This window comes from Streptomyces sp. NPDC031379 (assembly GCF_055569615.1).
Genome location: NZ_JBVIIT010000006.1, coordinates 155,686 through 173,593, shown reverse-complemented (window position 1 = coordinate 173,593; position 17,908 = coordinate 155,686). Strand labels below are relative to the sequence as shown.

At 72.5% G+C, this 17,908-nt stretch carries 23 protein-coding genes; 11 read left to right on the top strand and 12 right to left on the bottom strand.

Annotation, left to right across the window (positions count from 1 at the left end; all coding sequences use genetic code 11):
* Positions 1 to 115: 115 nt before the first annotated feature.
* The 7 genes from ACZ5CW_RS11050 to ACZ5CW_RS11020 all read right to left on the bottom strand — a co-directional run bounded on the left by ACZ5CW_RS11050 (position 116) and on the right by ACZ5CW_RS11020 (position 5,168).
* Positions 116 to 874: an urease accessory protein UreD gene (locus ACZ5CW_RS11050; protein WP_468600008.1), complete on the bottom strand. Its 759-nt coding sequence runs from the start codon at positions 872 to 874 to the stop codon at positions 116 to 118.
* Positions 871 to 1,548, bottom strand: coding sequence for an urease accessory protein UreG (ureG, locus tag ACZ5CW_RS11045; RefSeq protein WP_468600007.1), 678 nt, complete (start codon positions 1,546 to 1,548; stop codon positions 871 to 873). The genes ACZ5CW_RS11050 and ureG overlap by 4 nt, the downstream gene beginning before the upstream one ends.
* A gap of 80 nt (positions 1,549 to 1,628) precedes the next feature.
* On the bottom strand, positions 1,629 to 2,303 hold the full coding sequence (locus ACZ5CW_RS11040; RefSeq protein WP_468600006.1) for an urease accessory protein UreF: 675 nt from the start codon (positions 2,301 to 2,303) through the stop codon (positions 1,629 to 1,631).
* Between the two features lie 10 nt (positions 2,304 to 2,313).
* Positions 2,314 to 4,035 carry an urease subunit alpha gene (locus tag ACZ5CW_RS11035; protein ID WP_468600005.1) on the bottom strand — a complete coding sequence of 574 codons (1,722 nt, stop codon included), beginning with the start codon at positions 4,033 to 4,035 and terminating at the stop codon, positions 2,314 to 2,316.
* Positions 4,028 to 4,339 (bottom strand): urease subunit beta, encoded by a 312-nt coding sequence (locus ACZ5CW_RS11030; RefSeq protein ID WP_468600004.1) that lies wholly within the window; start codon positions 4,337 to 4,339, stop codon positions 4,028 to 4,030. The genes ACZ5CW_RS11035 and ACZ5CW_RS11030 overlap by 8 nt, the downstream gene beginning before the upstream one ends.
* Before the next feature lie 11 nt (positions 4,340 to 4,350).
* A complete protein-coding gene (locus tag ACZ5CW_RS11025) occupies positions 4,351 to 4,653 on the bottom strand; it encodes an urease subunit gamma (protein ID WP_361252808.1) in 303 nt (100 codons plus the stop codon).
* 227 nt (positions 4,654 to 4,880) lie between these two features.
* On the bottom strand, positions 4,881 to 5,168 hold the full coding sequence (locus ACZ5CW_RS11020) for a type II toxin-antitoxin system Phd/YefM family antitoxin (RefSeq protein WP_468600003.1): 288 nt from the start codon (positions 5,166 to 5,168) through the stop codon (positions 4,881 to 4,883).
* Between the two features lie 87 nt (positions 5,169 to 5,255).
* Between ACZ5CW_RS11020 and ACZ5CW_RS11015 the strand changes: the two genes are divergently transcribed.
* From ACZ5CW_RS11015 to ACZ5CW_RS11005, 3 genes are all read left to right on the top strand, one after another.
* On the top strand, positions 5,256 to 5,891 hold the full coding sequence (locus ACZ5CW_RS11015; RefSeq protein WP_468600002.1) for an ATP-dependent Clp protease proteolytic subunit: 636 nt from the start codon (positions 5,256 to 5,258) through the stop codon (positions 5,889 to 5,891).
* A gap of 7 nt (positions 5,892 to 5,898) precedes the next feature.
* Positions 5,899 to 6,204 carry a hypothetical protein gene (locus ACZ5CW_RS11010; RefSeq protein WP_468600001.1) on the top strand — a complete coding sequence of 102 codons (306 nt, stop codon included), beginning with the start codon at positions 5,899 to 5,901 and terminating at the stop codon, positions 6,202 to 6,204.
* Between the two features lie 574 nt (positions 6,205 to 6,778).
* Entirely contained in the window at positions 6,779 to 7,252 is a 474-nt protein-coding gene (locus ACZ5CW_RS11005; protein WP_468600000.1) for a C40 family peptidase, read from the top strand.
* A gap of 7 nt (positions 7,253 to 7,259) precedes the next feature.
* On the opposite strand, the gene ACZ5CW_RS11000 is transcribed toward ACZ5CW_RS11005, so the two are convergent.
* Positions 7,260 to 7,877 carry a LysE family translocator gene (locus ACZ5CW_RS11000; protein WP_468599999.1) on the bottom strand — a complete coding sequence of 206 codons (618 nt, stop codon included), beginning with the start codon at positions 7,875 to 7,877 and terminating at the stop codon, positions 7,260 to 7,262.
* An 83-nt stretch (positions 7,878 to 7,960) separates the two neighbouring features.
* On the opposite strand from ACZ5CW_RS11000, the gene ACZ5CW_RS10995 reads away from it, so the two are divergent.
* Entirely contained in the window at positions 7,961 to 8,884 is a 924-nt protein-coding gene (locus ACZ5CW_RS10995; protein WP_468599998.1) for a LysR family transcriptional regulator, read from the top strand.
* A gap of 66 nt (positions 8,885 to 8,950) precedes the next feature.
* Here the strand turns inward: ACZ5CW_RS10995 and ACZ5CW_RS10990 are convergent, their stop codons facing one another.
* Positions 8,951 to 9,409 (bottom strand): ATP-binding protein, encoded by a 459-nt coding sequence (locus ACZ5CW_RS10990; RefSeq protein ID WP_468599997.1) that lies wholly within the window; start codon positions 9,407 to 9,409, stop codon positions 8,951 to 8,953.
* A 213-nt stretch (positions 9,410 to 9,622) separates the two neighbouring features.
* On the opposite strand from ACZ5CW_RS10990, the gene ACZ5CW_RS10985 reads away from it, so the two are divergent.
* Positions 9,623 to 10,483, top strand: a complete 861-nt coding sequence (locus ACZ5CW_RS10985; protein ID WP_468599996.1) for a helix-turn-helix domain-containing protein — start codon at positions 9,623 to 9,625, stop codon at positions 10,481 to 10,483.
* Between the two features lie 9 nt (positions 10,484 to 10,492).
* Complete coding sequence (locus ACZ5CW_RS10980; protein WP_468599995.1) at positions 10,493 to 10,714, top strand: DUF397 domain-containing protein; 222 nt, start codon at positions 10,493 to 10,495, stop codon at positions 10,712 to 10,714.
* 78 nt (positions 10,715 to 10,792) lie between these two features.
* On the opposite strand, the gene ACZ5CW_RS10975 is transcribed toward ACZ5CW_RS10980, so the two are convergent.
* A complete protein-coding gene (locus ACZ5CW_RS10975; RefSeq protein WP_468599994.1) occupies positions 10,793 to 11,920 on the bottom strand; it encodes an 8-amino-7-oxononanoate synthase in 1,128 nt (375 codons plus the stop codon).
* A 147-nt stretch (positions 11,921 to 12,067) separates the two neighbouring features.
* On the opposite strand from ACZ5CW_RS10975, the gene bioB reads away from it, so the two are divergent.
* The 4 genes from bioB to ACZ5CW_RS10955 all read left to right on the top strand — a co-directional run bounded on the left by bioB (position 12,068) and on the right by ACZ5CW_RS10955 (position 16,278).
* Positions 12,068 to 13,273: a biotin synthase BioB gene (gene bioB, locus ACZ5CW_RS10970; RefSeq protein WP_468599993.1), complete on the top strand. Its 1,206-nt coding sequence runs from the start codon at positions 12,068 to 12,070 to the stop codon at positions 13,271 to 13,273.
* A complete protein-coding gene (locus tag ACZ5CW_RS10965; protein WP_468599992.1) occupies positions 13,266 to 14,555 on the top strand; it encodes an adenosylmethionine--8-amino-7-oxononanoate transaminase in 1,290 nt (429 codons plus the stop codon). The genes bioB and ACZ5CW_RS10965 overlap by 8 nt, the downstream gene beginning before the upstream one ends.
* Position 14,556: 1 nt before the next feature.
* Positions 14,557 to 15,273, top strand: a complete 717-nt coding sequence (gene bioD, locus ACZ5CW_RS10960) for a dethiobiotin synthase (RefSeq protein WP_468599991.1) — start codon at positions 14,557 to 14,559, stop codon at positions 15,271 to 15,273.
* Between the two features lie 312 nt (positions 15,274 to 15,585).
* The gene (locus ACZ5CW_RS10955) at positions 15,586 to 16,278 is read left to right on the top strand and encodes a class I SAM-dependent methyltransferase (RefSeq protein WP_468599990.1); all 693 of its coding nucleotides are present in this window, start codon (positions 15,586 to 15,588) and stop codon (positions 16,276 to 16,278) included.
* Here ACZ5CW_RS10955 and ACZ5CW_RS10950 read toward each other — a convergent pair whose 3' ends face one another.
* Both ACZ5CW_RS10950 and ACZ5CW_RS10945 read right to left on the bottom strand, forming a co-directional pair.
* Positions 16,279 to 16,653: a fic family toxin-antitoxin system, toxin component gene (locus tag ACZ5CW_RS10950; RefSeq protein WP_468599989.1), complete on the bottom strand. Its 375-nt coding sequence runs from the start codon at positions 16,651 to 16,653 to the stop codon at positions 16,279 to 16,281.
* Positions 16,654 to 16,657: 4 nt separating this feature from the next.
* Positions 16,658 to 16,900, bottom strand: a complete 243-nt coding sequence (locus tag ACZ5CW_RS10945; RefSeq protein WP_468599988.1) for a toxin-antitoxin system HicB family antitoxin — start codon at positions 16,898 to 16,900, stop codon at positions 16,658 to 16,660.
* Between the two features lie 164 nt (positions 16,901 to 17,064).
* Between ACZ5CW_RS10945 and ACZ5CW_RS10940 the strand changes: the two genes are divergently transcribed.
* Complete coding sequence (locus ACZ5CW_RS10940) at positions 17,065 to 17,907, top strand: ABC transporter ATP-binding protein (protein WP_468599987.1); 843 nt, start codon at positions 17,065 to 17,067, stop codon at positions 17,905 to 17,907.
* Position 17,908 lies beyond the last annotated feature (1 nt).

Genomic DNA, 17,908 nt, shown 5'->3' with positions numbered 1-17,908 from the left:
TTTACCAATCCGATAACCGGATGATCATGTCCCGCTGAGCGGAAGGCCGTCCCGTGACGGGTCTTCCGCCCTGCCGTGGCTCCGGACAGTCAACAGCCCGCTCGTAGGCCGCCGTTCAACCGAGCAGCGTCCGCGCCTCGTCCAGCAGCCGGCGCAGCCGCAGCGCGTCGGGGGCCACCGCACTGACGAGAGCGGCGGGCCCGGCGAGCGGCATCAGCGCGGCGCACTCGCCGAGCATCCGGGCGGCGGCCGGCCGTTCGGCGAACTCCGGTCGCACGACGATCAGTTGACCTACGGCCCGGTGCCCGCCGAGCACGGCCGGGCCGTCCCAGCCGCCCGGGGCGCCGGGTCCGCAGGCCAGCTCCTGGTCCAGCACGGTCCGCCCGGCGACCCGTACGGTCAACCGGCTGGTGAGCCGCCCGGGTTCCTCCCCGGTCCGGCCCAGCACCTGTTCCTCGCGCAGCACGAGCCGTGCTGCGGCGCCGAGTTCGGCACGGGTGGCGACGACCAGATCGCTGCCGGCGGCCGAGATCAACTGCTCGGGCAGCCAGTGCAGTTCGCCGCCGTCGGCCACGTCGAGCCGTACGTCGTAGCGGGCCTCGCCCTTGGCCTGGCCCGGCAGCGCGAGGGTGGCGGCGGCCGACCCGACGTGCAGCCTGGCACCCTCCTCCACCCGGGCGGTCAGCGTGAAGCGGTCGCCGCCGAGCGGGCCGCTCATCGCGCCCACGACCATGACCCTCGCCTCGGTGCCGCTCGCCCGGGTGCGGCGCAGCGCCAGCGGGCCCTCGCCGTCCAGTACGGGCAGCGCCGTACCGCCGCGGCCGTCGGCGCGGGCGACGATCCGCGCGCCCGCCCGGACCCCCGTGGCCGTCATGCCGTCCACGCGGCGAGCCGCTGACGCACCCAGGCGGCCACGTCGGCGACTCCGGTGTCGCCGCGCAACGACTGCAGGACGACCGGGAGTTCGGCCCGTTGCGCCTTGGCGTCCGCGGCCATCCGGGCGAGGTCGGAGCCGACGTACGGGGCGAGGTCGGTCTTGTTGACGACGAGCAGGTCGGCGGTGGTGACGCCGGGGCCGCCCTTGCGCGGGATGTCGTCGCCGCCGGCCACGTCGATCACGAAGATCTGCGCGTCCACGAGCCCCTTGGAGAAGGTCGCGGTCAGGTTGTCGCCGCCGGACTCGACGAGGATCAGGTCGAGCGGCCCGACCGCGTCCTCCAGGTCCTCGACGGCTTCGAGGTTGGCGGAGATGTCGTCGCGGATCGCGGTGTGCGGGCAGGCGCCGGTCTCCACGGCGGTGATCCGCTCGGGCGGCAGCACGGCCTCCCGGAGCAGGAACTCGGCGTCCTCACGCGTGTAGATGTCGTTGGTGACGACCGCGAGGGACAACTGCTCGCGCAGCGCCCGGCAGAGCGCGGCGACGGTGGCGGTCTTGCCCGATCCGACAGGCCCGCCGAGCCCGATGCGCAGGGCGCGGCGGGTTCCGTCGGGCCGGTGGGCGTCGGCGCTGAGGGCGGCGGGGCCGGGGTGGGTGTGGTCGAGGTGCATGTACGGCTCCTAATGCGAGAGGCATGGTGTCGGCGAGGGGCCTCTACGTCCGGGCGGATGGGGTGGAGGGGCGGACGATGTCAGGACGCGAACAGCCGCACCGGCCAGCCGGCGTGCCACTGCGCACCCGCCTCCAGCAGGGGGCCGGAGGCGGCGGGCAGGGCGTCGACGCCCTCGTCGGCCACCCGCCGTGCCGCCCCCACCGCCGCGTCCGCGACGCGATCCAGCTCCGGCGCCAGCCGGGCCAGCACGCCGGTCGCGTCGAACGGATCGAGGCTCAGCAGGCGCACGGTGGCCGTCGCCGGCCCGCTCACGCTCTCGTAGAGCGCGCAGTACGCCGCGTCCTCGGGTCCCAGCCCGGCCGCCCGCGCGGCGAGCCCGAGGACCACGGGCTGATGGGCCCCCTTGGGGAACTCCCGTCCCAGAGCGTCGAGTTCGGCGGACGGCCAGCTCGCCCGTGCCGCCCGCAGCAGTTGCCGCCCGAGCCGCCGCGCGGCGGCCCGCAGCGCGGGCGACGGCGTGCGGGCGTCCGCCGCCGCGTCCAACCCGGCCGGGTCCGCGCCGAGCGCGGCGGCGGCCGCCAGCGCCCCCGCGACCAGCCCGGCGGTGTGCAGCCGGCCCCGGCAGAAGTCCTCCAGGCCCGCGGCGGACGTGATACGGCCCGCCTTGACGGCGGCCTCCGCCCCGCCGGAGTGCGCGTGTCCTCCGGCGGGAAAGCGGCCGTCGGCCAGGACGAGAAGTGCTGCCCGTGTCATCGCGACGCCATCAGAAGAGGAAGTAGCGCTGGGCCATGGGCAGTTCGGCCGCCGGGGTCGCCTCCACCAGCTCGCCGTCGATGTGCACGGCGAAGCTGTCGGGGTCGATCCGGACGTCCGGCCGGGCGTCGTTCTCGCGCATGTCGGCCTTGGTGACCGCACGCGTCGACTCGATCGCCACGAACCGCTTGCCGAGCCCCAGCCGTTCGGGCAGCCCGTCCTCGATCGCCGGGGAGGCGACGAAGTTGACGGAGTTGGCGGCCGGGGCCCGCCCGATCGCGCCGTACATCGGGCGGGGCAGGATCGGCTGCGGGGTGGGGATGGAGGCGTTGGCGTCACCCATCTGCGCGTACGCGATCTGCCCGCCCTTGATGACGAGAAGGGGCTTGACCCCGAAGAACGCGGGCTCCCACAGCACCAGGTCGGCCAGCTTGCCGGTCTCGACGGAGCCGATCTCGGCGGCGAGGCCCTGGGCGAGCGCCGGGTTGATCGTGTACTTGGCGACATAGCGCCGCACCCGGTGGTTGTCCGCGCGGCCGTCGCCCGGCAGCGCCCCCCGGCGGCCCTTCATCACGTGGGCCGTCTGCCAGGTGCGCAGGACGACCTCCCCGACGCGGCCCATGGCCTGGGAGTCGGAGGAGATGATCGAGATCGCGCCGAGGTCGTGGAGGACGTCCTCCGCGCCGATGGTGGAGGGCCGGATCCGGGACTCGGCGAACGCCAGGTCCTCCGGGACGGCCGGGTTGAGGTGGTGGCACACCATCAGCATGTCGAGGTGTTCCTCGGCGGTGTTGACGGTGAACGGCCGGGTCGGGTTGGTGGAACTGGGCAGCACGTTGGCCTGGGAGACCACGGTCATGATGTCCGGGGCGTGCCCGCCGCCGGCGCCTTCGGTGTGGTACGAGTGGATGCCCCGGCCCGCGATCGCGGCGAGGGTGTCGCCCACGAACCCGGCCTCGTTGAGCGTGTCGGTGTGGATGGCGACCTGGATGCCGGTGCGGTCGGCGACGGTGAGCGCGGCGTCGATGACGGCCGGGGTGGAGCCCCAGTCCTCGTGCAGCTTCAGGCCGACGGCGCCGCCGCGGATCTGGGAGAGCATCGCCTCGTGGCTGACGGTGTTGCCCTTGCCGAGGAGGCCGACGTTGACCGGGTAGGCCTCCATCGCCTCCAGCATCCGGGCCAGGTGCCAGGGGCCCGGCGTCACGGTGGTCGCCTTGGACCCTTCGGCGGGGCCGGTGCCGCCGCCGACCAGGGTGGTGATCCCGGACGCCAGCGCCTCGTCGGCGACCTGGGGGCAGATGAAGTGGACGTGCGCGTCGATGGCGCCGGCGGTGAGGATCCGCCCGTTGCCCGCGATGATCTCGGTCTCGGGGCCGATGACCAGGTCGGGGTGGACGCCGTCCATGGTGTCGGGGTTGCCGGCCTTGCCCAGGGCGGTGATCCGGCCGTCGCGGATGCCGACGTCGGCCTTGACGATGCCCCAGTGGTCGACGACGACGACGCCGGTGATCACGGTGTCGGGGGTGCCCTCGGCGCGGGTGGCCCGGGACTGGCCCATCGACTCGCGGATGACCTTGCCGCCGCCGAAGACCGCCTCGTCCCCGGAGGTCCCGGGGCCGCCTGAGCGGTCCTCCTCGATCTCGATCAGCAGATCGGTGTCGGCGAGCCGGATGCGGTCACCGGTGGTGGGGCCGAACAGGTCGGCGTAGGCGCCGCGGGAGATCTCAGGCATCGAGGGCACCTCCGGTCTCGCCGCGCAGGCCCGGCACGATCCGGGCACCGGCGAGGGGCACCAGCTCGACGTCGGCGGGGATGCCGGGCTCGAAGCGGACGGCGGTGCCGGCGGCGACGTTCAGCCGCTTGCCGCGGGCGGCGGCACGGTCGAACTCCAGGCCGGGGTTGGCCTCGGCGAAGTGGTAGTGGGAGCCGACCTGGACGGGCCGGTCGGCGGCGTTGAGGACGGTCAGGCGGGTGACCTCGCGGCCCTCGTTGACGACGACGGGGTCGTCCGCGAAGACGATCTCTCCGGGAATCACGGCGGGCCCCCTCAGATGATCGGCTCGTGGACGGTGACGAGCTTGGTGCCGTCCGGGAAGGTGGCCTCCACCTGGACGTCGTGGATCATCTCCGCCACCCCGTCCATGACGTCGTCCCTGGTGAGGAGCTTGCGGCCGGAGGACATCAGCTCCGCGACGGTGCGGCCGTCACGCGCGCCCTCGAGGATGTGCGACGTGATGAGGGCGACCGCCTCCGGGTGGTTGAGCCTGAGCCCACGGGCCCGGCGCTTCTCGGCCACGTCGGCCGCCACATGGATCAGCAGCCTCTCTTGCTCGTGCGGGGTCAGTTGCACGTCCCACCTCACAGTCCTTGCTCCGGACCGTGCGGGGTCCGGTTGCCGCAGCCACCACGGCGGGGATAGGTGTAACACACAGACAAATCCCCGGATCGTCGTCAATCCCGGGCAGAAAAACCCCTGGTGGCGTGGATCGGCAGGCTAGAGCGCCGGAGTTTCAGCGACGTTAACCAGACCTTGGTCCCGGCATGACCGCGCGATGGGCCCCCGCATACCGGCGCGGCTCAGGACGTGCCGTGCCCGCGATGCTCGGCCGCGATCCCGAACCGCCGCTGTTCACGCGGGGCGGAACCGGCCTCGCGGACCCCCGACACCGTGCTGACGATCTGCTCCTCGGCCGGCTCGTCGAGCGCGTCGAGCGCGTCGAGCCGGTCCAGATCGGCGGCCGAGACCAGCGCGACCAGGGGCTTGCCGTGCCGCGTCACGACGACGCGCTCACCGCCGTACACCACCCGGTTGATCAGGTCGGCGAGTTCAGCCCTGGCTTGCGTCACCGGAATCTCATAGGCCATGCCCCCATTCTAACGTCACGTACGTCCTGTACATTTTTTACAGAAGCCGAGCCCATGAGGGGCCGCGCCACGAGGAGGGGTATGCCCATGTCCCGACCGACCGCCCGCCACGTCCTGCCCGAGTTCACCGAGCGCGACGGGACGGGGACCCGCACGCTCGATCCGTACGGGAAGCTCTTCGAGGACCGGATCGTCTTCCTCGGGACGCCGGTCGACGACGCCGCGGCGAACGACGTCACGGCTCAGCTCATGTACCTCGAACACGCGGCACCCGACCGGGACATCACGCTCTACATCAACTCGCCGGGCGGTTCCTTCGGCGCGCTGACGGCGATCTACGACACGATCCAGTACGTCGGGTGCGACGTGGCGACCTACTGCCTGGGGCAGGCCGTGTCCGTCGCCGCGGTCCTGCTCGCGGCCGGCACCCCGGGAAAGCGGTTCACGCTGCCGGGCGCGCGCATGGTCCTCGAACAGCCCGCGCTGCCCGAGCCGGTGCGCGGCCGGCCCAGCGACCTGGAGATCCAGGCCGAGGAGCTGTCCCGGACCCGCGCGCTGACGGAGCGGATGCTCGTACGGCACACGGGGCGCACGGCGGAGCAGGTGCACGGGGATCTGGAGCGGGACCTGGTCCTGGACGCGCCCGGAGCGCTGTCCTACGGTCTGGTGGACGGTGTCGTGCCCAGCCGCCGGACCATGCCCGGCGCATCGGATGCGAGGTGAGCCCGGGATGATGCCGGAACTGCCGCCGCTGCCCGCGCTGACCCGCGCCGAGGGCGAGCTGATCGACCGTTACCTGGAGGCGGCCGACCTGCTCGGCCGCGTCAATCCGGCGCGGCACGGAGACACCTACGCCGCTCTGCGTGCGGCACAGGCCCTGGTCCACAAGGCGGCTCAGCTGCGTGACGCGCTCGCGTCGATGCACCGGCGGGGCGAGACGGAGCTGCACGGGGACACGCTGGCACGGGCCTTGCGGGTGCTGGACGGCGAGCGCCGTACTGCGCGCGTCGCGCTCCCGCCGGACTGCGTCGGCTGACCCGGACACGCATCCGGCCCGGCGGCGCCCGCGCGTCGACGTGTCGTTCGGGCCGGAATTGAAACGGCCCGAACGACGTACCGCCGACCGGTGTATATCCAGGTCGCTTTCCGGGCCTCCCGAGTTGCGCGCCGGACCGGTTTGAGACGCGCCGGGACGTACTCCGCCCCAGGTCCGGGGCTACGTCCGGGACTTGACGACGAATCGAACACAGCCCTGTCCACCCGAACGGGTGAGTGGTGAGTAACGCCACAAATCTTCGGTTCCGTTGGGATTTCCGGACAGCTGTGAGTCAAGATCCCTGACTGACGACAAGCCCCCGCCACCGCGGCGGGGCGATCCGGGCGGACGCCGAGTCCTGCCGCCGCCCGGATGACCGGTCGACAGGAGTGGATCGGCAGGAGTGGAGGACCCAGGCAAGGCGGGTCGCCGGAACGGACGTTCGTCTGCACGTCGCAGACGGTCTGATGTCCCGAGCAGCCCTTGGGGTGAAGCCGCGGCAACGCGGCCGGGCAACTTCGCCAGCCCGAATCCGACAGGTCATCCTTCACAGGCGGCTGACGAAGGGTTGCGCATGACTGCGCTCAATCGTGTCCCGTCGCTGATGGCCCGGGCCGGCACGGCCTCGGCTCTGACCCTCGCCGCCGTGGGCGGCTCGATCGCGGTGCCCGGTCTCGCCACCGACGCCTCGGCCGCGACCATAGCGTCGAAGGCACTCAAGGTCGCGGCCTCCAAGAAGGGCGCCCCGTACAGCTGGGGAGCCACCGGGCCGCGCCGGTTCGACTGCTCGGGACTGACGCTCTACTCGTTCAAGAAGGCGGGCAAGAAGCTGCCGCGTACCGCCGCCCAGCAGTACAACAAGACGCATCACATCTCCGCCCGCAGCCGCAAGGCGGGCGACCTGGTCTTCTTCCACTCGGGTTCCAGCGTCTACCACGTCGGCATCTACGCCGGCCACGGCAAGATCTGGCACGCCCCGAAGACCGGTGACGTGGTGAAGCTCCAGAAGATCTGGACCAAGAGCGTGTGGTACGGCCGGGTCAGCTGACCTGTAGTCAGGGCAGGAGCGGCTCCAGCAGCAGGGCCGCTCCCAGCACCGTCAGCGCCACCCCGGTGCCCGCCTGGAGCCCACGGGCGGCCCGGGGCCGGCGCAGCCATCGGCCGAGCCGGTCCACCAGCAGCGCGACGACCTGGAACCACACGAGGGCCAGCGCGCACACGATCAGCGCGAGCAGCAGCGTCCTGGGCAGGGCGTGGCCCCCCGCGGGCACGAACTGCGGCAGCAGGCTGAGGAACGTCAGCGACGCCTTCGGGTTGAGCACGTTGGTCACGAAGCCCTGCCGCAGCGGGTGCGCCGCCTCGGCCGCGGTGTCCTGCGGCGTCCGGTCGGCCCGCCGCAGCGCCCCCAGGGTGCGCACCCCGAGCTGCAGCACATAGGCGCCGCCCAGCAGCTGCAGCGCCCGGAACAGCGCCGGTACGGCCACCAGCACGGCCGCGACCCCCGCCACCGCCAGGGTGGTGTGCACCAGCAGTCCGCCCGCGATGCCGAGCCCGCAGACCGCGCCCGCGCGGCGGGAGACGAGCGCGTTGCGGACGACCACGGTGAAGTCGGCGCCCGGCATGGCGACGAGTCCGGCCGCGATCCCGGTGAAGGCGATGAGCTGTCCGTCCATGAAGCCAGACTGCCTCCGCGGAGCCTTCAGCAGGTATTTCGGATAGCCATGGCCAGCCTTAAGCAATGCTTTAGCCTGGGCCTATGTACGACCCCACTCGGCTGGCCGCGCTCGTGGCGGTCGCGGAGGCCGGCTCGATCACCCGGGCCGCCGACCGGCTCGGCTACACGCCGCCCGCCCTCTCCCAGCAGCTGGCCAAGCTGGAGCGGGAGGCGGGCACGGCCCTGCTGGTGCGCCACCACCGGGGGGCCCGGCTGACGGAGGCGGGCGAGGTGCTGGTGGCACGGGCCCGTCGGGTGCTCGACGAACTGGAGCGAGCGCGGCACGAACTCGCGCGGCTGACCGGTCTGACCGGCGGCGCGCTGCGGCTCGGCACCTTCCCGACGGCGGGGGTGCATCTGCTGCCGCCGGCACTGAGCGCGTTCCGCCGGGCGCATCCGGACGTGACGCTGTCGGTCGCGGACTACGACCCGCCGGCCGGGGTGACGGCGGTGGCGGCCGGCGAGGTGGACCTGGCGCTGACGCACACCTACCACCCGGCCGAGCCCGTTCCCGTGCCGTCCGCGGTGCGTCTGGAGCCGGTCCTGGTGGAGGAACTCGTACTGGTGACCGCTCCGGGACACGCCCTGAGCGCCACCTCCTCCCGGCTGCCGCTCACGGAGCTGGCCGGGCAGCCGCTGATCAGCATGGCGCCGCACCATCCGGCCCGGCGGGAGATCGAGGCCCTGCTGGCCGAGGCCGGGGCCACCCCGGCGCTGCTGGTACCGACCCCCGGGTACGCCGTGGTCTGCGCGCTCGTCAGCGCCGGGCTCGGGGTGGCCGTCGTACCGGAGATGGTGGCGCGCACCGCGACCACACCGGTCGGCGTGCGTCCCTTGGCGGAGGGCCGTCTGCGCCGCACGATCTCGGTGGCCCACCGCGCCGACGAGACCGCTCCGGCCGCGGATGCCTTCCGGGCACTGCTGCGGGGGGCCTTCGGCCGGGCGGGGCGGAGCACGGGGACCTGAGGCCGGGACTCCCGTGGTCGGGACCCAGGGGGTTTCGTCTGGATCAGTCCGGGTCCGCGACGCCTCCTAGGGGTCCTGCTGCCCCGCCGCCGTGACCGGCTCGGACGGGATCATCCAGGGCAGTTCGATGGAGACCGTCTTGCCGCCCTCGCGGGTGGGGCGGATGCGGAGTCTGCCGCCACACTCCGCGGTGAGACAGCGGATGATGACCATGCCGCGCCCATTGTCCTGCTGGACGGCGGCGGGCAGTCTCTTGGGGAAGCGGGGATGACTGTCCGTGACACCGATGCGCAGGTGTTCGTCACGGTCCAGGGCGATGTCGACCGTGAAGGTGGGTGACTGTCCGAAGGTGTGCTGTACGGCGTTGGTGGCGAGTTCGGAGACGATGAGCCGCACGGTGTCGGCCACGTCGGTGTCCGACGGCAGACCCCATTCCACGAGGGTCCCCACGACGTAGGTGCGGGCGGCGGAGACCGAGGCGGGATCGCTCGGCAGAGTGACGGATGCTTCCAGATGGTCTGCCATGGCGACGTCGTCCCTTTCCCACGGGACCGCAGTCCGACACGGAGCGGATGGTTCGAGTACGGTCCCGGACTGGTGCTTCGTCGCCAGACTGCCATCACCGGGCCGGTCACGGGGTGCGATCCACCAGGATATGCATATATCTGTCGCTCGAAGCGGTGAACTCTGCGACGCGAGACCGTATTTGGGCGGCCCGTCAGGAGTAAGGAGGAGCCCATGCAGAACGGGCCGACGGTGCGCCGTCGCAAACTGGGCGCCGAACTGCGCATGCTGCGTACCGGCGCTGGGCTCACGAGCGGCGACGCGGCCCACCTGGTCGGCTGGCACCAGTCGAAGGTGAGCCGCATCGAGACGGGTGCCAGTGGCGTGAAACCGGCCGATCTGCGGTCACTGCTGGATGCCTACGGGGTGCGGGACAAACATCTGCGCGAGTTGCTGCTGGTGCTGGCCGGGTCCGAGGACGCCGGCGGCCGAAACCGCTGGTGGCACGCCTACCGCGGGGTGCTGCCGCCCACGTACCGGGATTTCATCAGCCTGGAGTCGCAGGCGAGCGCGATGCGCACTCTGGAGACCACGGTCGTGCCCGGCCTGCTGCAGACGCCCGAGTACGCCCACGCGGTGACCCGGACGGCCGTGAAGGACCTGGACGAGGAACGCCTGGACGCGCTGGTGGAGGTGCGGCTGGCCAGGCAGGACGTGCTGCGTTCGGACCCGCCGCTGAAGCTGTGCGCCGTGCTCGACGAGGCGGTGCTGCGGCGCGAGGTGGGCGGTCCGGAGGTGATGGCCCGGCAGCTCGAGCGGCTGCTGGACGCCGCCCGGCTGCCCCAGGTACGGCTGCAGGTCCTGCCGTTCGCGGCAGGAGCGCATGTCGGCCTCACGGGGCCTTTCGTTATCTTCTCATTTCCGAGCACTTCTGATCTGGATGTGGTTGTTCTCGACCAGTTGACGAGTAGCCTCTACCTGGAACGGAAAGAAGACCTGTTGGCCTACTCCGAGGCCTTCAGCACCCTTCAGCGACATGCCCTTTCACCCGAGGAATCGTTGGACTACATCGCCGGGATAGGTGACGGCGCGTAAGGAGGCACCATGTCAGCACTGCCTCGGAACGTCCCTGCCAGTACTGACCTGCACGACGTGCACTGGCTGCGCAGCAGCTACAGCACGGGAGCCAACAACTGCGTGGAGACGGCCCGGCCGCGCTCCGGCCCCTCGGCCGGACTGCTCGCCGTGCGCGACTCGAAGAACCCGGCCGGACCCGCGCTGCTCTTCTCCTCCGAGAGCTGGGCGGGCTTCGTCGCCACGCTCTGATCAGACCTGATCAGAGTCGATCAGCCTCTCGCCACTTTCTCGTCCCTTTCGTGCGATGCACGGCCGTGTCACGCCGACTCATGGTCGCGTCTCGCCGATCACACGTACAGCGCGTTCGATCTCGGTCCGGGTGAGGTCCGCCCGGGCGGTCAGCCGCAGCCGTGAGATGCCGTCGGGCACGGAAGGAGGACGGAAGCAGCCCACGGCCAGCCCTGCCGTACGGCAGTCGGCCGCCCAGCGCACCGCCTGCTCCGGGGACGGAGCCCGCACGGAGACCACCGCGGCGTCCGGACGCACCGCTTCCAGGCCCGCGGCGGTCAGCCGTGCGTGCAGCTCCGCGGCCACCTCGCGGGCCCGCGCCGCCCGCCGCGGTTCGCGGACGAGCAGCCTGAGCGCGGCGAGGGCCGCACCGGCCGCCGCCGGGGCCAGGCCCGTGTCGAAGATGAACGTCCGGGCCGCGTTGACCAGATGGTCGATCACCCGGGCCGGGCCGAGCACCACACCGCCCTGGCTGCCCAGCGACTTGGACAGGGTGGCCGTGACGACCACGTCGCCGGCGCCCGCGAGCCCGGCCGCGTACGGCGCGCCCCGGCCGCCGTCGCCCAGCACGCCGAGACCGTGGGCGTCGTCCACGACCAGTCCCGCGCCGTGCTCCCGGCACGCCTCGGCCAGGGCCGCCAGCGGTGCCTGGTCGCCGTCCACCGAGAACACCGTGTCCGAGACCACGATCGCCGGGCCCCCGTGCGTGGCCAGCGCCTTGCGCACGGCCTCCGGATCGGCGTGCCCGACGACCTGGGTCTCCCCCCGGGCGAGCCGGCAGCCGTCGATGAGCGAGGCGTGGTTGCCCGCGTCGGAGACGATCAGAGAGCCGTGCGGGCCGAGCGCCGTGACCGCGGCCAGGTTGGCGGCGTAACCGGAGGAGAAGACCAGGGCCGCCTCGAAGCCGCAGAAGGCGGCCAGCTCGCCCTCCAGCTCGGTGTGCAGCTCGGTGGTGCCGGTGACCAGCCGGGAGCCGGTGGAGCCGCCACCCCAGACCCGGGCGGCACGGGCAGCTCCCTCGGTGACCTCGGAATGGTGGGCGAGGCCCAGGTAGTCGTTGCTCGCCAGGTCCAGCAGCGGCGAGTCGGCGGGGCGCGGGCGCAGGGTGCGTACGAGTCCGGCGCGTCGACGCGCCTCCGCCTGCTCGTCGATCCAGCCGAACGCCATGGGTCCTCCGGTGGTTTTGTAGGTAGCGGACAGACCCTAGCGGCATGACCAGCCACCCAGTGTGTGGCAATACCCACACGGTGAACGGTCTCCGTTGTCCGATCTCTCCTTGGCCCGGAGCCGTCCCGTAGGACAGGATCGGATCTCATGGACCTGCTGAACACGCTGGTGGACAAGGGGCTTCGGCGCGAGCTGCCGACCCGCGAGGAAGCGCTCGCCGTGCTGGCCACCTCCGACGACGACCTGCTCGATGTGGTGGCCGCGGCCGGAAAGGTACGCCGGCACTGGTTCGGGCGCCGGGTGAAACTCAACTATCTGGTCAACCTCAAGTCCGGCCTGTGCCCGGAGGACTGCTCCTACTGCTCCCAGCGGCTCGGTTCCAAGACCGGCATCCTGAAGTACACCTGGCTCAAGCCCGACGAGGCCTCCGAGGCGGCCGCCGCCGGTCTGGCGGGCGGCGCCAAGCGCGTCTGTCTGGTGGCCAGCGGGCGCGGCCCGACGGACCGGGACGTGGACCGGGTCTCGGAGACCATCAAGGCGATCAAGGACCAGAACGAGGCCGTCGAGGTGTGCGCCTGCCTCGGCCTGCTCTCCGACGGCCAGGCCGAACGGCTGCGCGAGGCGGGCGCGGACGCCTACAACCACAACCTCAACACGTCCGAGGGGACGTACGGGGACATCACGACCACCCACACGTACGCCGACCGGGTGGACACGGTGCAGAAGGCGCACGCGGCCGGTCTGTCCGCCTGCTCCGGTCTGATCGCGGGCATGGGCGAGAGCGACGAGGACCTGGTCGACGTCGTCTTCTCGCTGCGCGAACTGGACCCGGACTCGGTGCCGGTGAACTTCCTGATCCCGTTCGAGGGCACCCCACTGGCCAAGGAGTGGAACCTCACCCCGCAGCGCTGCCTGCGCATCCTCGCGATGGTCCGCTTCGTCTGCCCGGACGTGGAGGTCCGCATCGCGGGCGGCCGCGAGGTCCACCTGCGCACGATGCAGCCGCTCGCGCTGAACCTGGCCAACTCCATCTTCCTCGGCGACTACCTGACCAGCGAGGGCCAGGCCGGCAAGGCCGACCTGGAGATGATCGCGGACGCCGGGTTCGAGGTGGAGGGCGCCGACCAGGTGACGCTGCCCCAGCACCGGGCGGACGTCACGGGCGGCTGCGGCTCCGTCTGCGGCTCGCACGAGGGCGGGGACGCGTGCGGCTCCCACGAGGGCGGCTGCGGCTCCCACGAGGCCGGCGGCGCCTGCGGTACGGCGACCGCGCCGGCCGCTCAGGAGCCGCGCACCGACCTCGTCGCCGTCCGCCGCCGGGGCGCCGGAACGGACCTCGCGCCCAATGCCTGAGCCCACCGCCCTGAGCGCGCCCGAACTGCTGGAGCTGGACCGGCGGCACGTCTGGCATCCCTACGGGCCGATGCCCGGACGCGTCGAACCGCTCGTCGTGGAGTCGGCGAGCGGGGTCCGGCTGCGGCTCGCGGACGGCTCCGGCGAGCTGGTCGACGGCATGTCGTCGTGGTGGTCGGCCATCCACGGCTACAACCACCCGGTCCTCAACGAGGCCGTGCGCGAGCAGCTGGGCCGGATGAGTCACGTGATGTTCGGCGGGCTCACGCACGAGCCCGCCGTACGCCTCGCGAAGCTCCTTGTCGACATGTCACCCGACGGGCTGGAGCACGTCTTCCTGGCCGACTCGGGGTCGGTGTCGGTCGAGGTCGCCGTGAAGATGTGCCTGCAGTACTGGCGCTCGCTCGGCCGGCCGGCCAAACGACGGCTCCTGACCTGGCGCGGCGGCTACCACGGCGACACCTGGAACCCGATGTCCGTGTGCGACCCCGAGGGCGGGATGCACGAGCTGTGGACCGGCGTGCTCCCGCGCCAGGTCTTCGCGGACGCACCACCGACGGAGTACGAGGAGTCGTACGCCGAGCATCTGCGCGAGGTGATCGCGGAGCACGCGGACGAACTGGCCGCGGTGATCGTGGAGCCGGTGGTGCAGGGCGCGGGCGGTATGCGCTTCCACTCCCCCGCCTATCTGCGGGTGCTGCGCGAGGCGTGCGACGCGCACGACGTGCTGCTGGTGTTCGACGAGATCGCCACCGGCTTCGGCCGCACCGGCGCGCTGTTCGCGGCGGACCACGCGGCCGTCACGCCCGATGTGATGTGCGTGGGCAAGGCGCTGACCGGCGGCTATCTGACGATGGCGGCCACCTTGTGCACCGCCCGGGTCGCCGACGGCATCTCCCAGGGTGCGGTGCCGGTGCTCGCGCACGGCCCCACGTTCATGGGCAACCCGCTGGCGGCGGCGGTCGCCTGTGCCTCCCTCGAGCTGCTGCTGGGCCAGGACTGGCTGTCGCAGGTCAAGCGGATCGAGGCGGGCCTGCGCGAGGGACTGGCTCCGGCCGCGGAACTGCCCGGGGTGCGGGAGGTCCGCGTACTGGGCGCCATCGGGGTCGTCCAGCTCGACCACGAGGTCGACATGGCCGCCGCGACAGGGGCGGCCGTAGGGGCGGGCGTGTGGCTGCGCCCGTTCCGCGACATGATCTACACGATGCCGCCGTACGTCACCTCGGACGAGGACGTGGCACGGATCACGCGTGCGGTGTGCGCCGCGGCGCGGGAGGGATGACATGCCGGTACTGGTGATCACGGGGACGGGCACGGAGGTCGGCAAGACCGTCACCACCGCCGCCGTCGCCGCCGCGGCCCTCGCGGCCGGGCGCTCGGTGGCGGTACTGAAGGCCGCCCAGACGGGTGTACGGCCGGACGAGCGCGGGGACGCCGACGAGGTCGCGCGGCTGGCCGGGCCGGTCACGACCGACGAACTGGCCCGCTTTCCCGAGCCGTTGGCACCGGGTACGGCGGCCCGGCGGGCGGGCATGGCACCGGTGCGCCCGCACGACGTTGCCGACCGGGCCGCCAAGCTGGCCACCGAGCACGATCTGGTGCTGGTCGAGGGGGCGGGCGGGCTGCTCGTCCGGTTCGACGCGGCGGGCGGCACGCTGGCCGACGTGGCCCGGCTGCTGAACGCGCCGGTCCTGGTCGTCGCCCAGGCCGGCCTGGGCACGCTGAACACCACCGAGCTGACCGCCCGCGAACTGCGGCGGCGGGAGCTGGAGTTGGCCGGAGTGGTGATCGGCAGCTGGCCCACCGACCCGGACCTCGCCTCCCGCTGCAACGTCGCCGACCTGCCGGAGGTCGCCGACGCGCCGCTGCTCGGCCTGCTGCCCGCCGGGGCCGGGGCCCTGCCTCCCGCCGACTTCCGGGCGGCGGCGCCGAGTTGGCTGGCACCGCGCCTGGACGGGAGCTGGGACGCGGAGGCGTTCCGCATCCGGGAAGCGCCCTGACACCTACCCGACCCGGGACGGCAGGGCCTGCCCAGGGCTTCTGCCGCCCCAGGGGGAAGGCACGCGCCGTGCGACCCGGGGTCACGCCGTACGCCGGGCTTCGCCGGCGGTGCGGCCGGCACCGCGATCATGCCGCCGTGTCGTTCGATTCCCGGGCCTGATCGACCTCGCCCTGCGGTGAGCGTCGCAGCTCGTACGGCTGCACGGCTCCCGGTGACGTCTCCTTCGGTTCGCGCCCCGGGTCCGGCAGGGGTGCGACAGCGCCGTACGGGGGACAATCACCGTAGGCCCGAGCGGCCCGGGGAGGTTGTCATGCGGTTGTCGTCGACCCGTTCCGGCACGGTGGCACGCGGTCCCGTCCACCATCCGCTGTTCGCCCGCTACTACGCCCGGCTGAGCGTCGGCGCCGAGAACCGGCTGGGCATGGCCGGGGTGCGGGAGCGGCTGCTCGCCGGGCTGTCCGGGCGGGTGATCGAGATCGGCGCGGGCAACGGGCTGAACTTCGCGCACTATCCCGGCGCCGTCGCGGAGGTGGTCGCGATCGAACCGGAACCGCATCTGCGGCAGTTGGCCCTGGAGTCCGCGCTGCGGGCGCAGGTCCCGGTGGACGTGGTGCCGGGTGCGGCGGAGGCGCTGCCCGTCAAGAGCGAGGCCTTCGACGCGGTGGTGCTGTCGCTGGTGCTGTGCAGCGTACGGGACGTGACGCGGGCGCTGGGCGAGGTACGGCGAGTGCTCCGGCCGGGTGGCGAGCTGCGGTTCTTCGAGCACGGGCGGGGCGGCGGGGCGGTGATGACACTGACCCAGCAGGCCCTGGACCGCACCCTGTGGCCCGTGCTGAACGGCGGCTGTCACCTGTCCCGGGAGCCGGTCGCCGCCCTGCGTGCGGCCGGGTTCCGGCTCGGCCCGCTCCGGCAGGTGCTGCTGCCGGAGAAGGGACCGGCGCTGCCGACCTCGTACTGCGCGCTGGGCGTCGCCTGGCGGCCCGAGGAGCCGGACGCGCGCTGATCAGACGCACCAGCGGCGCAGCTCCCGCGCGATGTCGTCGACGCTCGCCGTGCCGTCCTTGACCAGCCGGGCGAGATCGCGGACCTGCTCGGGTGTGGTGGCGACCTTGGCGCCGCCGGCGACCAGGTAGGCGTAGGCGACCGCCGAGGCGAACAGCGCGTTGGAGCGTTCCAGCGCCGGTACGTGGATGAGCAGCTGGAGCAGGGAGGCAGCGCGGGCGTGCGGGCTGTCGTACACGGGCACGCCGAATATCTCCGCCCGGTGCCGGGCGACGGCTGCGACCAGCGCGCCCCAGTCGGTGACCTGCGGGTCCCCGGGCGTCTTCTGTTCGGCGAGCATGAGCAGCCAGGCGAGGTCGATACTCAGTTCGTCCAAGGGATCAGCGGCGGCCTTCACCGGCGTCGGTGCCGCGGGGCTCGGCGAACTCCTCGGCGAACACGGACTCGTACTGCTTCATGAAGTCGGCGGCGGCCTCGACGAACGTGCGGCCGGCTTCCCCGGTGTCCTGTCTGACCAGCTCTTCGATGTAGCGGTTGACGCTCATCCCTCGGGCCAGGGCGCGTTCGCGGGCCGCGCGGGCGGTGCCCTCGTCCACGCGCACGTTCAGCTGGGTCTTCGCCATGCCTCGACGCTAGCGCCGGGGTGCTAGCGACGGCAAGGGGACGGGCGGACGGCTCGCCCGCGGGTCGTGTCCTCGGTGCGTGGAGGGATTCCGGCTGTGGTACGGGTCACACTAGGCTCAGCCCGGACCAAGAGTCGGGACGTCGAGGCGACCGGGAGGCGGTCTTGTCCACACCTGTTGCGGAGCATGCCCCGGGGCGCGCACCGGACGGCGGTCCGGCGGCCCGCGCCCGCGCGCTGACCAAGGCCTACGGCTCCGGCGAGACGGCCGTGGTGGCCCTGGACTCGGTGGACGTGGACATCGCGCGCGGCCGCTTCACCGCCGTGATGGGCCCCTCGGGGTCCGGGAAGTCCACGCTCATGCACTGCCTGGCCGGCCTCGACACCGTGTCGGCGGGTCAGGTGTGGCTGGGCGACACCGAGATCACGGGGCTGAAGGAACGGGAGCTGACCCGGCTCAGGCGGGACCGGATCGGGTTCATGTTCCAGTCGTTCAATCTGATCCCGACCCTGACCGCCGCCGAGAACATCACCCTGCCGATGGACATCGCGGGCCGGAAACCCGACGAGAAGTGGCTGGACCAGGTCATCGACGCCCTCGGCCTGCGGGGGCGCCTGGCGCACCGGCCCGCGCAGCTCTCCGGCGGCCAGCAGCAGCGCGTCGCGTGCGCGCGGGCGCTGGCCTCCCGGCCCGAGCTGATCTTCGCCGACGAGCCGACCGGCAATCTGGACTCGCGGGCCGGACTCGAGGTGCTGGGCTTTCTGCGCGGTGCCGTCGACGATCTCGGCCAGACCGTCGTCATGGTCACCCATGACCCGGGCGCCGCCGCCCACTCCGACCTGGTGCTGTTCCTCGCCGACGGGCGGATCGTGGACGAGATGGCGCGGCCCACGGCAGAGGCCGTCCTGGAGCGCATGCGTGTTTTCCCCGGGGCGAACCCGCAGCCCTCCCCTCCCGACGTGATCCGTGGCCGGCTCGGCGACGACGTCGTCGTCCAGGAGGACTGAC

Excerpts from the sequence above, each read along its gene's own strand:
- ACZ5CW_RS11050 (WP_468600008.1), bottom strand. The coding sequence starts at position 874 with ATGACGGCCACGGGGGTCCGGGCGGGCGCGCGGATCGTCGCCCGCGCC.
- ureG (WP_468600007.1), bottom strand. The coding sequence starts at position 1,548 with ATGCACCTCGACCACACCCACCCCGGCCCCGCCGCCCTCAGCGCCGAC.
- ACZ5CW_RS11040 (WP_468600006.1), bottom strand. The coding sequence starts at position 2,303 with ATGACACGGGCAGCACTTCTCGTCCTGGCCGACGGCCGCTTTCCCGCC.
- ACZ5CW_RS11035 (WP_468600005.1), bottom strand. The coding sequence starts at position 4,035 with ATGCCTGAGATCTCCCGCGGCGCCTACGCCGACCTGTTCGGCCCCACC.
- ACZ5CW_RS11020 (WP_468600003.1), bottom strand. The coding sequence starts at position 5,168 with ATGGCCTATGAGATTCCGGTGACGCAAGCCAGGGCTGAACTCGCCGAC.
- ACZ5CW_RS11015 (WP_468600002.1), top strand. The coding sequence starts at position 5,256 with ATGTCCCGACCGACCGCCCGCCACGTCCTGCCCGAGTTCACCGAGCGC.
- ACZ5CW_RS11010 (WP_468600001.1), top strand. The coding sequence starts at position 5,899 with ATGATGCCGGAACTGCCGCCGCTGCCCGCGCTGACCCGCGCCGAGGGC.
- ACZ5CW_RS11005 (WP_468600000.1), top strand. The coding sequence starts at position 6,779 with ATGACTGCGCTCAATCGTGTCCCGTCGCTGATGGCCCGGGCCGGCACG.
- ACZ5CW_RS11000 (WP_468599999.1), bottom strand. The coding sequence starts at position 7,877 with ATGGACGGACAGCTCATCGCCTTCACCGGGATCGCGGCCGGACTCGTC.
- ACZ5CW_RS10995 (WP_468599998.1), top strand. The coding sequence starts at position 7,961 with ATGTACGACCCCACTCGGCTGGCCGCGCTCGTGGCGGTCGCGGAGGCC.
- ACZ5CW_RS10990 (WP_468599997.1), bottom strand. The coding sequence starts at position 9,409 with ATGGCAGACCATCTGGAAGCATCCGTCACTCTGCCGAGCGATCCCGCC.
- ACZ5CW_RS10985 (WP_468599996.1), top strand. The coding sequence starts at position 9,623 with ATGCAGAACGGGCCGACGGTGCGCCGTCGCAAACTGGGCGCCGAACTG.
- ACZ5CW_RS10980 (WP_468599995.1), top strand. The coding sequence starts at position 10,493 with ATGTCAGCACTGCCTCGGAACGTCCCTGCCAGTACTGACCTGCACGAC.
- ACZ5CW_RS10975 (WP_468599994.1), bottom strand. The coding sequence starts at position 11,920 with ATGGCGTTCGGCTGGATCGACGAGCAGGCGGAGGCGCGTCGACGCGCC.
- bioB (WP_468599993.1), top strand. The coding sequence starts at position 12,068 with ATGGACCTGCTGAACACGCTGGTGGACAAGGGGCTTCGGCGCGAGCTG.
- ACZ5CW_RS10965 (WP_468599992.1), top strand. The coding sequence starts at position 13,266 with ATGCCTGAGCCCACCGCCCTGAGCGCGCCCGAACTGCTGGAGCTGGAC.
- bioD (WP_468599991.1), top strand. The coding sequence starts at position 14,557 with ATGCCGGTACTGGTGATCACGGGGACGGGCACGGAGGTCGGCAAGACC.
- ACZ5CW_RS10955 (WP_468599990.1), top strand. The coding sequence starts at position 15,586 with ATGCGGTTGTCGTCGACCCGTTCCGGCACGGTGGCACGCGGTCCCGTC.
- ACZ5CW_RS10945 (WP_468599988.1), bottom strand. The coding sequence starts at position 16,900 with ATGGCGAAGACCCAGCTGAACGTGCGCGTGGACGAGGGCACCGCCCGC.